Genomic DNA, 10,366 nt, shown 5'->3' with positions numbered 1-10,366 from the left:
GTTCAGGTTGAGCTGATCGTTCCGATCGCGATGGAAGAAAAGCTGCGCTTCGCGATCCGCGAAGGCGGCCGTACCGTTGGCGCCGGCATCGTCGCCTCGATCATCGAGTAAGCCATTGAGTGAGCGGCCTCGGGCTCAGCGTCCGAGGCCGCTTTTCGTTTCCGTCTGCCGGTTGGTGCAAACCAGCCATGCAGACCGCGCGCATGTCGCCAATTCGTCCGGCTGGGCGCATTGACGAACGGCCGTTTGCGGTGTATGTCGCCGGCCACGATCAGAATCGTACGGTGATTTGCACCGGCGGTTCTAAGCGCTGCAGATTTCGCGACCTGGCGACGGGTCGAGTTCGGCAGGGCTCCTGATGACGAGAAAGAGTGACAGGGCCGCAGTGGTGTTCCTGTGATTTTTGAAAATTTGGGGCCGGCCAGTCATGGTAATTCACTGTCTCTGCGTATGCGGGACGCAAGAAAAGAAACAAGGACAAGTCGAATGAACGGCCAGAATATCCGCATCCGCCTCAAGGCGTTTGATCACCGGGTTCTCGATGCCTCCACACGGGAGATCGTGCAGACCGCCAAGCGCACCGGTGCAAGCGTTCGCGGCCCGGTTCCGCTCCCGACCCGCATTGAAAAATTTACCGTCAACCGTTCGCCTCACGTCGACAAGAAGAGCCGCGAACAGTTTGAAATGCGCACGCATAAGCGCCTGCTCGACATCGTAGACCCGACCCCGCAGACCGTGGACGCGCTGATGAAGCTCGACCTGGCTGCTGGCGTGGACGTCGAGATCAAGCTCTAAGAAGGAATTCCGGCGAGAGCCGTAATAACAAGGAAGGTACGTGGCAAGACCTGCCAACGACTTCTCGAAACGGGAAACCCGATGGTTCGGAAGGGCCTGAGTGGAATCCTTAAACAAAGAGGAAAGGTCAGGATCGCGAGATCCCGTCCGCGACTCTCAAGAGGAATGAACCAATGCGTTCAGGTGTGATTGCACAGAAAGTGGGAATGACCCGCGTCTATAACGACGCCGGCGAACATATCCCGGTAACAGTTCTGCGTCTGGATAACGTACAGGTCGTGGCTCAGCGTACGGCCGACAAGAACGGCTATGTCGCGCTTCAGCTCGGTGCCGGTACGTCGAAGGTGAAGAACACGACGAAGGGCCTGCGCGGTCACTTCGCCGCTGCGAGCGTTGAGCCCAAGGCCAAGCTCGTCGAATTCCGCGTTTCCGAAGACAACCTCATCGATGTCGGCGCACAGCTGACCGCGAGCCATTTTGAAGCCGGCCAGCTGGTCGACGTTACGGGCACGACGATCGGTAAGGGTTTTGCCGGTGCCATGAAGCGCCACAACTTCGGTGGTCTCCGCGCTACCCACGGTGTCTCCGTGTCGCACCGTTCGCATGGTTCGACCGGTTCGAACCAGGATCCGGGCAAGGTCTGGAAGGGCAAGCGCATGGCTGGTCACATGGGCCAGACGCGCGTCACCACCCAGAACCTCGAAGTCGTTTCGACCGATGAAGATCGTGGTCTCATCCTTGTGAAGGGCGCCGTTCCCGGTTCCAAGGGTTCCTGGATCATCGTCCGCGACGCCGTCAAGTCGGCGAAGTAAGGGAGCCAAGCACATGGAATTGAACGTCAAGACCCTCGAGGGCAAAGACGCCGGCAAGCTTTCTCTGTCGGACGAAATCTTTGGTCTGGATCCCCGCGAAGACCTGATCTCGCGCATGATCCGCTACCAGCTGGCCAAGAAGCGCCAGGGCACGCACAAGACCAAGGGCCGTTCGGAAGTTTCCCGCACCGGTTCGAAGATGTACAAGCAGAAGGGCACCGGTCGTGCTCGTCACCATTCGGCCCGCGCTCCGCAGTTCCGCGGCGGTGGTAAGGCTCATGGTCCGGTTGTTCGCAGCCACGCCCATGACCTGCCGAAGAAGGTTCGTGCACTCGCTCTGCGTCACGCCCTGTCTGCCAAGCTGAAGTCGGACGACCTGATCATCATCGACAACCTGGTTGCGGCTGAAGCCAAGACCAAGGCGCTCGTTGGTAGCTTCGCTTCGCTCGGCCTCACCAATGCTCTCGTGATCGGCGGCGCCGAAATCGACAGCAATTTCAAGCTCGCCGCTTCGAACATCCCGAACATAGATGTTCTCCCGGTTCAGGGCATCAACGTTTATGACATCCTGCGTCGTGGCAAGCTCGTGCTTTCCAAGGCTGCTGTGGAAGCTCTGGAGGAGCGGTTCAAATGACGGATCTTCGCCATTACGACGTGATCGTATCTCCGTCGATCACGGAAAAGTCGACCATGGTGTCTGAGTTTAACCAGGTTGTCTTCAACGTCGCCAAGGGTGCGAGCAAGCCTGAGATCAAGGCTGCTGTAGAAGCCCTCTTCGGCGTCAAGGTTACTGCCGTCAATACGCTCGTCCGCAAGGGCAAGACCAAGCGTTTCCGCGGCTTCGCCGGCAAGCAGAAGGACGTCAAGAAAGCCGTCGTGACGCTTGCCGAAGGTCAGTCCATCGACGTGTCGACGGGCGTCTGAGGTAGGGAACAAGAACAATGGCATTGAAAAGCTACAATCCGACGACCCCCAGCCAGCGTCAGCTGGTCATCGTCGACCGCTCTGGCCTCTGGAAGGGCAAGCCGGTCAAGGCGCTGACGGAAGGTCTCTCCAAGAGCGGTGGCCGTAACAACTACGGCCGCATCACTGCTCGCTTCATCGGTGGTGGTCACAAGCGCACCTATCGTCTGGTTGACTTCAAGCGTCGCAAGTTCGACGTCGAAGGGACTGTCGAGCGCCTGGAATACGACCCGAACCGTTCGGCCTTCATCGCTCTCGTCACCTATGCCGACGGCGAGCAGGCCTACATCCTGGCACCGCAGCGCATCGCTGCCGGCGACAAGGTCATCGCGTCTGAAAAGGCCGTTGACGTGAAGCCCGGCAACTCCATGCCGCTGCAGTACATCCCGGTCGGTTCGATCGTTCACAACGTCGAGATGAAGCCCGGCAAGGGCGGCCAGATCGCTCGTTCGGCTGGCACCTATGTCCAGCTCGTCGGCCGCGATGCCGGCATGGCGATCCTGCGCCTGAACTCTGGCGAGCAGCGTCTCGTCCCGGGCTCGTGCCTCGCCACGATCGGCGCGGTCTCCAATCCTGACCACGGCAACACGAACGACGGCAAGGCCGGTCGTACCCGTTGGCGCGGCAAGACCCCGCATAACCGCGGTGTCGTCATGAACCCGGTCGACCACCCGCACGGTGGTGGTGAAGGCCGCACCTCCGGTGGTCGCCACCCGGTTTCCCCTTGGGGCAAGCCGACCAAGGGCAAGCGGACTCGCTCGAACAAGTCGACCGACAAGTTCATCATGCGCTCGCGCCACCTGAAGAAGAAGTAAGAGAGGTAGTCAGAAATGGCTCGTTCAGTATGGAAAGGCCCGTTCGTCGACGGCTATCTTCTCAAGAAGGCTGAGAAGGTTCGCGAGACAGGCCGCAATGAAGTGATCAAGATGTGGAGCCGTCGCTCCACCATCCTGCCGCAGTTCGTGGGTCTCACCTTCGGCGTCTACAACGGCAGCAAGCATGTGCCCGTCTCTGTCAACGAAGACATGGTCGGCCACAAGTTCGGTGAGTTCGCTCCCACCCGGACCTATTACGGTCACGGTGCGGACAAGAAGGCGAAGAGGAAGTAACGATGGGCAAGGCAAAAACCGAACGCCGGCTCAAGGACAACGAAGCGCAGGCAGTCGCCCGCACGATCCGCGTCAGCCCCCAGAAGCTCAACCTGGTTGCCGCGCTCATCCGCGGCAAGAAGGTCGAGCGCGCTCTCGCTGAGCTGGAATTCTCCCGCAAGCGTATCGCCGGCACCGTTCGCAAGACGCTCGAGTCTGCGATCGCCAACGCTGAAAACAACCATGATCTCGACGTCGACCAGCTGGTCGTCGCCGAGGCCTATGTTGGCAAGTCGATCACCATGAAGCGTTTCCACGCTCGTGGCCGCGGCCGCGCATCGCGCATCGAAAAGCCGTTCTCGCACCTGACCATCGTGGTGCGTGAAGTCGAAGCCAAAGGGGAGGCCGCATAATGGGTCAGAAAATCAATCCGATCGGCTTCCGCCTCGGTATCAACCGCACCTGGGATAGCCGCTGGTTTGCAGACAATGCCGAATATGGCAAGCTTCTGCACGAAGACCTGAAGATCCGCGCCTACCTGATGAGCGAGCTGAAGCAGGCCGGCATCGCCAAGGTCGTCATCGAGCGTCCGCACAAGAAGTGCCGCGTCACGATCCACTCGGCTCGCCCGGGTCTGATCATCGGCAAGAAGGGTGCAGACATCGAGAAGCTTCGCAAGAAGATCTCGACGATGACGAACTCGGAAACGCACCTCAACATCGTTGAAGTGCGCAAGCCGGAAGTCGACGCAACGCTCGTTGCACAGTCGATCACCCAGCAGCTTGAGCGTCGTATCGCTTTCCGTCGCGCCATGAAGCGCGCCGTTCAGTCGGCCATGCGTCTGGGTGCCGAAGGCATCAAGATCACCTGCGCCGGCCGTCTCGGCGGTGCTGAAATCGCGCGTACCGAATGGTACCGCGAAGGCCGCGTTCCGCTCCACACCCTGCGCGCCGACATCGACTACGGCACGTCCGAAGCGGCAACTGCCTATGGCATTTGCGGCGTCAAGGTCTGGATCTTCAAGGGCGAAATTCTCGAGCACGATCCGATGGCGTCTGAACGTCGTCAGCTCGAGGGCGATGCCCAGGGTCCGGCAAGCCGGGGTGACCGCGGTGATCGTGGCGACCGTCGCCGCGAGAACGCTTGATTGAACGCTGGCGAAAGATAAGCTCGGAGAAGTAAGAAAATGTTGCAGCCAAAGCGTACAAAGTACCGCAAGCAATTCAAGGGCCGCATCAAGGGCGTCGCCAAGGGCGGTTTTGATCTGGCATTCGGTGAATTCGGCCTGAAGGCTCTGGAACCGAACCGCGTGAACGCTCGCGAAATTGAAGCCGCCCGTCGTGCGATCACCCGCTATATGAAGCGTGCTGGTCGCGTGTGGATCCGCGTATTCCCTGACGTTCCGGTCACGGCAAAGCCGACCGAAGTTCGTATGGGTAAGGGTAAGGGTTCGGTCGAATACTGGGCATGCAAGGTCAAGCCCGGCCGTATCATGTTCGAGATCGACGGCGTTTCGGAAGAGATCGCGCGCGAGGCACTTCGCCTCGGTTCCGCCAAGCTCTCTGTCACGACGCGCTTCGTACAGCGCATTGCAGAGTGAGGATCATGTCGATGAAAGCCACAGACGTACGCGCCATGAGCGCTGACCAGCTGAACGACGAGCTTGCGAAGCTGAAGAAGGAGCAGTTCAACCTGCGCTTCCAGAAGGCCACTGGCCAGCTTGAGAAGTCTTCCCGCATTCAGGAAGTCCGTCGCGATATCGCACGCGTGAAAACCATTGCCCGCCAGAAGGCGGCAGAAGCCAAGGCCTAAGGACCGAGAAATATGCCGAAACGCATTCTGCAGGGCGTAGTTGTCAGCGATAAGAACGACAAGACAATTGTTGTTCGCGTTGAGCGTCGATTCGCCCACCCTTTGCTTCAGAAGACCGTTCGCCGGTCCAAGAAGTACAAGGCTCATGACGAGAACAATCAGTTCAAGACCGGTGACGTTGTTTCCATCCAGGAATGCGCCCCGATCTCCAAGGACAAGTGCTGGACGGTGATTGCCGCCCAGGCTTAATTTACGGACTTGCTGCGCAAGGGCTTGCACCTTGCGCAGAATTCTGTATGAAGCAGGCCACTGGCTGAGAACGCTCGGAATCGAGCGTTCTTTTGCTTTGAGCGCACGGAAGGTCCCTTATGGGAAACCACCCTGTATTTGTCTTCCCGCGCACAATTGAAATTTATCATAAGCCGGAATAGGGGGCCCAGGCCCAACCGTTCGGGTTACAACAAGAAGGCGACCTGACATGATTCAGATGCAGACTAACCTCGACGTCGCGGATAATTCCGGCGCACGTCGTGTCATGTGCATCAAGGTGCTGGGCGGCTCCAAGCGCAAGTACGCTTCCATCGGCGACATCATCGTCGTTTCGATCAAGGAAGCGATCCCGCGCGGCCGCGTGAAGAAGGGTGACGTGATGAAGGCGGTTGTCGTGCGCACCGCCAAGGACATCCGTCGCGCCGACGGCAGCGTTATTCGTTTCGATAACAACGCAGCCGTTCTCATCGACAACAAGAAAGAGCCGATCGGCACCCGTATCTTCGGACCGGTTCCGCGCGAACTTCGCGCCAAGAACCACATGAAGATCATCTCGCTGGCTCCAGAAGTACTGTAAGGAGCGGGAAGCGATGAACAAGATCCGCAAAGGCGACAGCGTTGTCGTACTCGCCGGCAAGGACAAGGGCCGTACTGGCGAAGTCCTGCAGGTAATGCCGAAAGAAGATCGCGCACTCGTGCGTGGTATCAACATGGTGAAGCGCCACCAGCGTCAGTCTCAGACGCAGGAAGCCGGCATCATCAATAAGGAAGCTTCCATTCACCTGTCCAACATTGCCATCGTCGGCAAGGACGGCAAGCCGACCCGCGTTGGTTTCTCCGTCGTCGACGGCAAGAAGGTGCGTGTAGCGAAGCGTTCGGGAGATGTGATCGATGGCTGAATCCAAGTACGAGCCGCGGCTCAAGGCTGAATACGTTTCCCGCATTCGCGCAGCGATGCAGGAGCAGTTCTCCTACGCCAACGGCATGATGATCCCCAAGCTGGACAAGATCGTCATCAACATGGGTGTTGGCGAAGCCACAGCCGATTCGAAGAAGCCCTCCGTGGCTGCTGCCGACCTGGCCGCGATTGCCGGTCAGAAGCCGGTCATCACCAAGGCGCGCAACTCGATCGCAGGCTTCAAGGTTCGCGAATTCATGCCGATCGGTGCGAAGGTTACTCTTCGTGGCGCCCGCATGTATGAATTCATGGACCGCCTGATCAACATCGCGCTTCCGCGCGTTCGCGACTTCCGGGGCCTGAACCCGAAGAGCTTTGACGGCCGTGGCAACTTCGCCATGGGCATCAAGGAGCACATTGTGTTCCCTGAGATCAACTACGACAAGGTTGATCAGATGTGGGGCATGGACATCATCGTTTGCACGACGGCGCCGACGGACGACGAAGCACGGGCTCTCTTGAAAGAGTTCAACTTCCCGTTCCGTACATAACCGTAACGACGAGCGTAGAAGAGGAACTTCCATATGGCGAAGACAAGCGCAGTTGAAAAGAACAAGCGCCGCCGCAAGATTGCAGCGAGCCAGGCGACGAAGCGTGCCGGCTTGAAGGCAATCATCATGAACCAGTCTCTTTCGATTGAAGAGCGGTTCAAGGCCACCCTGAAGCTGGCAGAACTGCCACGCGATGGCTCCAAGACCCGTATTCGCAACCGTTGCGAAGTCACCGGTCGTCCGCGTGCGTTCTATCGCAAGCTTGGAATGTCGCGTATCGCGCTTCGCGAGCTTGGCAACACCGGCAAGGTGCCGGGCGTTGTGAAGTCGAGCTGGTAAGGAGACGGCAATATGACGATGACTGATCCGTTGGGCGATATGCTCACCCGTATCCGGAATGGCGCGGCTCGCCGCAAGAGCTCCGTCTCCACTCCGGCTTCCAATCTCCGTGCCCGCGTTCTCGACGTTCTGCAGGCCGAAGGTTACATCCGTGGCTACAGCCAGACCGACTACGGCAATGGCAAGTCCGAAATCACGATTGAACTGAAGTACTACGAAGGTGCTTCGGTCATCCGCGAAATCGGCCGCGTATCCAAGCCGGGCCGCCGAGTTTATGTCTCGGTCAAGTCCATCCCGCAGGTCGCGAACGGCCTCGGCATCACCATCCTTTCGACTCCGAAGGGTGTGATGGCCGATCACCAGGCTCGCGAACAGAACGTTGGTGGTGAGGTACTCTGCTCCGTCTTCTAAGACGGGCAGGGGATCTCCATAGCGAACAGACAGGATAAAAACTATGTCTCGTATCGGTAAGAAGCCCGTTCCGGTTCCGGCTGGTGTGACCGCCTCTGTCGAAGGCCAGAAGGTCTCCGTCAAGGGTCCGAAGGGTGAACTTTTCTTCGTCGCAAACGACGAAATCTCCGTGAAGCTCGAAGACAACGCCGTTGTCGTCCAGCCGAACAGCGACTCCAAGGACGCTCGGTCGAAGTGGGGCATGTCCCGCACGATGATCGAGAACATCCTGAAGGGTGTTAAGGACGGTTACGAGCGCAAGCTCGAAATCAACGGCGTTGGTTACCGTGCGTCGCTTCAGGGCAAGAACCTGCAGCTCGCGCTCGGCTTCAGCCACGACGTCGTCTATGAGCCGCCGGTCGGCATTTCCATCGCTGTTCCGAAGCCGACCGAAATCATCGTGTCCGGCATCAACAAGCAGCAGGTCGGCCAGGTTGCCGCCGAGATCCGCGAATATCGCGGTCCGGAGCCCTACAAGGGCAAGGGCGTCAAGTATGCCGAAGAGCGGATCGTCCGCAAAGAAGGCAAGAAGAAGTAAGGAACGCGCGAAATGGCAAGCAGAAAAGAAGCACTTGTTCGCCGTGCGAACCGCGTACGGCGTCAGATCAAGGCGGTGGCAAATGGCCGTCCGCGTCTGTCGGTACATCGCTCTTCGAAGAACATCTACGCTCAGATCATCGACGACGTCGCTGGCAAGACCCTTGCGGCTGCTTCGACCCTCGATGGTGGCCTGAAGGCCGAGCTCAAGACCGGCGCCGACACAGCAGCAGCTGCTGCCGTTGGCAAGCTGGTTGCCGAGCGCGCGACCAAGGCCGGCGTCAAGGAAGTTGTCTTCGACCGCGGCGCCTTCATCTATCATGGCCGTATCAAGGCCCTGGCAGAAGCCGCCCGCGAAGGTGGTCTGACCTTCTGATCAAGTTTCCGCCCGAGCTTGTGTTCGGGCGGATTTCCGGCTTATAGCCGGTCACACCGGATTCCACCTTGACCCGACAGGGCAGGGTGGAACTTTGCGTAATCTGCCGATTGCACCCGGAAAAGAAAAAGGAAAAGGACAATGGCACAAGAAAAGCGTGGTTCGCGCGATGATCGCCAGAACCGTGAAGAGCGCGATAGCGAGTTCGTCGACAAGCTGGTCGCGATCAACCGCGTCGCTAAGGTCGTCAAGGGCGGCCGTCGTTTCGGCTTCGCAGCCCTCGTCGTCGTCGGCGACCAGAAGGGTCGTGTAGGTTTCGGTCATGGCAAGGCACGTGAAGTGCCGGAAGCCATCCGCAAGGCCACTGAAGCTGCCAAGCGCGAATTGATTTTCGTTCCCCTGCGTGATGGCCGTACGCTCCATCATGACGTCAACGGCCGTCACGGCGCCGGCAAGGTTCTGCTGCGCTCCGCCAAGGCTGGTACCGGCATCATCGCCGGTGGTCCGATGCGCGCCGTCTTCGAAACGCTCGGCATGTCCGACGTTGTCGCCAAGTCGACCGGTTCGTCGAACCCGTACAACATGGTTCGCGCCACGTTCGACGCCCTGAAGCATCAGGTGCATCCGAAGGATGTGGCAGCTCAGCGTGGCCTGAAATATGCCACCCTCCAGGCTCGCCGCGCTGCCTCCGGCAACGCAGCTGAAGAATAAGAGGAGTCTGACCCATGGCCAAGGCTACGAAGAAGACTGAAGCAAAGACGATCACGGTCGAACAGATCGGCTCGCCTATTCGCCGTCCGGCTATCCAGCGCGCAACGCTGGTTGGTCTGGGCCTCAACAAGATGCACCGGGTCCGCACCCTGGAAGATACGCCTTCCGTTCGTGGCATGATCCGTGCTGTCCAGCATCTCGTTCGCGTCGTCGACGAGAAGTGAGACGGGGGAAGTCATCATGAAACTGAATGAAATCAAAGACAACGAAGGCTCCTCCAAGGACCGTATCCGCGTAGGTCGCGGCATCGGCTCTGGCAAGGGCAAGACCGGCGGTCGCGGCGTGAAGGGTCAGAAGGCTCGTTCGGGCGTCGCCATCAACGGCTTCGAAGGCGGTCAGATGCCTATCTACCGTCGTCTGCCGAAGCGCGGCTTCAACAACATCTTCGCCTCGGACTACGTGACCGTTTCGGTCGGCCGTATCCAGACCGCGATCGATGCTGGCAAGCTGGACGCCAAGGCGACTGTCGATGCCGCATCGCTCAAGGCAGCCGGCGTGATTCGTCGCGTCAAGGACGGTGTTCGCGTCCTGTCGGGTGGCGAACTCAAGGCTAAGCTGACGATCGAAGTCGCCGGCGCCTCCAAGGCAGCCGTCGAGAAGATCGAAAAGGCCGGTGGTTCCATCAAGCTGCTCGAAACAGCCAAGGAAGCCGCTGAATAAGTGAAAGACAATCGCCCGGGGTGCTTCACACCGGGCGATTTTGC

Annotated in this window: 21 protein-coding genes and 1 pseudogene; all 22 read left to right on the top strand. The window is 59.2% G+C overall.

Going from position 1 to position 10,366, the window contains the following annotated elements; genetic code table 11:
- A pseudogene (locus LJE98_RS17430) lies at nucleotides 1–111 on the top strand (elongation factor Tu); the annotation flags it as partial.
- 375 nt (nucleotides 112–486) lie between these two features.
- Complete coding sequence (gene rpsJ / locus LJE98_RS17425) at nucleotides 487–795, top strand: 30S ribosomal protein S10 (RefSeq protein ID WP_009109911.1); 309 nt, start codon at nucleotides 487–489, stop codon at nucleotides 793–795.
- 173 nt (nucleotides 796–968) lie between these two features.
- Nucleotides 969–1,607: a 50S ribosomal protein L3 gene (rplC, locus tag LJE98_RS17420; protein ID WP_229576468.1), complete on the top strand. Its 639-nt coding sequence runs from the start codon at nucleotides 969–971 to the stop codon at nucleotides 1,605–1,607.
- Between the two features lie 13 nt (nucleotides 1,608–1,620).
- Nucleotides 1,621–2,241 carry a 50S ribosomal protein L4 gene (rplD, locus tag LJE98_RS17415; protein WP_229576467.1) on the top strand — a complete coding sequence of 207 codons (621 nt, stop codon included), beginning with the start codon at nucleotides 1,621–1,623 and terminating at the stop codon, nucleotides 2,239–2,241.
- On the top strand, nucleotides 2,238–2,531 hold the full coding sequence (locus LJE98_RS17410) for a 50S ribosomal protein L23 (protein ID WP_006728685.1): 294 nt from the start codon (nucleotides 2,238–2,240) through the stop codon (nucleotides 2,529–2,531). The genes rplD and LJE98_RS17410 overlap by 4 nt, the downstream gene beginning before the upstream one ends.
- Nucleotides 2,532–2,548: 17 nt before the next feature.
- Nucleotides 2,549–3,385: a 50S ribosomal protein L2 gene (rplB, locus tag LJE98_RS17405; protein WP_229576466.1), complete on the top strand. Its 837-nt coding sequence runs from the start codon at nucleotides 2,549–2,551 to the stop codon at nucleotides 3,383–3,385.
- A gap of 15 nt (nucleotides 3,386–3,400) precedes the next feature.
- Complete coding sequence (rpsS, locus tag LJE98_RS17400; RefSeq protein WP_102019766.1) at nucleotides 3,401–3,679, top strand: 30S ribosomal protein S19; 279 nt, start codon at nucleotides 3,401–3,403, stop codon at nucleotides 3,677–3,679.
- A 2-nt stretch (nucleotides 3,680–3,681) separates the two neighbouring features.
- Nucleotides 3,682–4,071 (top strand): 50S ribosomal protein L22, encoded by a 390-nt coding sequence (gene rplV, locus LJE98_RS17395; protein ID WP_006728682.1) that lies wholly within the window; start codon nucleotides 3,682–3,684, stop codon nucleotides 4,069–4,071.
- A complete protein-coding gene (gene rpsC, locus LJE98_RS17390) occupies nucleotides 4,071–4,805 on the top strand; it encodes a 30S ribosomal protein S3 (RefSeq protein ID WP_136558515.1) in 735 nt (244 codons plus the stop codon). The genes rplV and rpsC overlap by 1 nt, the downstream gene beginning before the upstream one ends.
- Before the next feature lie 39 nt (nucleotides 4,806–4,844).
- On the top strand, nucleotides 4,845–5,258 hold the full coding sequence (gene rplP, locus LJE98_RS17385) for a 50S ribosomal protein L16 (protein ID WP_006728680.1): 414 nt from the start codon (nucleotides 4,845–4,847) through the stop codon (nucleotides 5,256–5,258).
- 11 nt (nucleotides 5,259–5,269) lie between these two features.
- The gene (rpmC, locus tag LJE98_RS17380) at nucleotides 5,270–5,470 is read left to right on the top strand and encodes a 50S ribosomal protein L29 (protein ID WP_136558514.1); all 201 of its coding nucleotides are present in this window, start codon (nucleotides 5,270–5,272) and stop codon (nucleotides 5,468–5,470) included.
- A 12-nt stretch (nucleotides 5,471–5,482) separates the two neighbouring features.
- Nucleotides 5,483–5,719, top strand: coding sequence for a 30S ribosomal protein S17 (gene rpsQ, locus LJE98_RS17375; protein WP_112247641.1), 237 nt, complete (start codon nucleotides 5,483–5,485; stop codon nucleotides 5,717–5,719).
- Nucleotides 5,720–5,948: 229 nt separating this feature from the next.
- Nucleotides 5,949–6,317, top strand: coding sequence for a 50S ribosomal protein L14 (gene rplN / locus LJE98_RS17370; RefSeq protein ID WP_006728677.1), 369 nt, complete (start codon nucleotides 5,949–5,951; stop codon nucleotides 6,315–6,317).
- A 13-nt stretch (nucleotides 6,318–6,330) separates the two neighbouring features.
- Nucleotides 6,331–6,639 (top strand): 50S ribosomal protein L24, encoded by a 309-nt coding sequence (gene rplX / locus LJE98_RS17365; RefSeq protein WP_076395922.1) that lies wholly within the window; start codon nucleotides 6,331–6,333, stop codon nucleotides 6,637–6,639.
- Nucleotides 6,632–7,189: a 50S ribosomal protein L5 gene (gene rplE, locus LJE98_RS17360; RefSeq protein WP_229576465.1), complete on the top strand. Its 558-nt coding sequence runs from the start codon at nucleotides 6,632–6,634 to the stop codon at nucleotides 7,187–7,189. Before rplX ends, rplE begins: the two co-directional genes overlap by 8 nt.
- Before the next feature lie 33 nt (nucleotides 7,190–7,222).
- Nucleotides 7,223–7,528, top strand: coding sequence for a 30S ribosomal protein S14 (gene rpsN / locus LJE98_RS17355; protein ID WP_229576464.1), 306 nt, complete (start codon nucleotides 7,223–7,225; stop codon nucleotides 7,526–7,528).
- Between the two features lie 12 nt (nucleotides 7,529–7,540).
- Nucleotides 7,541–7,939: a 30S ribosomal protein S8 gene (gene rpsH / locus LJE98_RS17350; RefSeq protein WP_112247650.1), complete on the top strand. Its 399-nt coding sequence runs from the start codon at nucleotides 7,541–7,543 to the stop codon at nucleotides 7,937–7,939.
- Between the two features lie 43 nt (nucleotides 7,940–7,982).
- Nucleotides 7,983–8,516, top strand: coding sequence for a 50S ribosomal protein L6 (rplF, locus tag LJE98_RS17345; RefSeq protein WP_229576463.1), 534 nt, complete (start codon nucleotides 7,983–7,985; stop codon nucleotides 8,514–8,516).
- 12 nt (nucleotides 8,517–8,528) lie between these two features.
- The gene (gene rplR, locus LJE98_RS17340) at nucleotides 8,529–8,891 is read left to right on the top strand and encodes a 50S ribosomal protein L18 (RefSeq protein WP_229576462.1); all 363 of its coding nucleotides are present in this window, start codon (nucleotides 8,529–8,531) and stop codon (nucleotides 8,889–8,891) included.
- A gap of 141 nt (nucleotides 8,892–9,032) precedes the next feature.
- The gene (gene rpsE / locus LJE98_RS17335) at nucleotides 9,033–9,602 is read left to right on the top strand and encodes a 30S ribosomal protein S5 (RefSeq protein ID WP_229576461.1); all 570 of its coding nucleotides are present in this window, start codon (nucleotides 9,033–9,035) and stop codon (nucleotides 9,600–9,602) included.
- A 14-nt stretch (nucleotides 9,603–9,616) separates the two neighbouring features.
- Complete coding sequence (rpmD, locus tag LJE98_RS17330; RefSeq protein WP_220328596.1) at nucleotides 9,617–9,826, top strand: 50S ribosomal protein L30; 210 nt, start codon at nucleotides 9,617–9,619, stop codon at nucleotides 9,824–9,826.
- Between the two features lie 16 nt (nucleotides 9,827–9,842).
- Entirely contained in the window at nucleotides 9,843–10,322 is a 480-nt protein-coding gene (rplO, locus tag LJE98_RS17325) for a 50S ribosomal protein L15 (protein ID WP_229576460.1), read from the top strand.
- The last annotated feature ends 44 nt before the right edge of the window (nucleotides 10,323–10,366 follow it).

This window comes from Rhizobium sp. 'Codium 1', from assembly GCF_020889605.1.
Lineage (GTDB): Bacteria > Pseudomonadota > Alphaproteobacteria > Rhizobiales > Rhizobiaceae > Allorhizobium > Allorhizobium algae.
The sequence above is the reverse complement of the archived record's forward strand: the minus strand, read 5'-3'. Positions and strand labels throughout refer to the sequence as shown.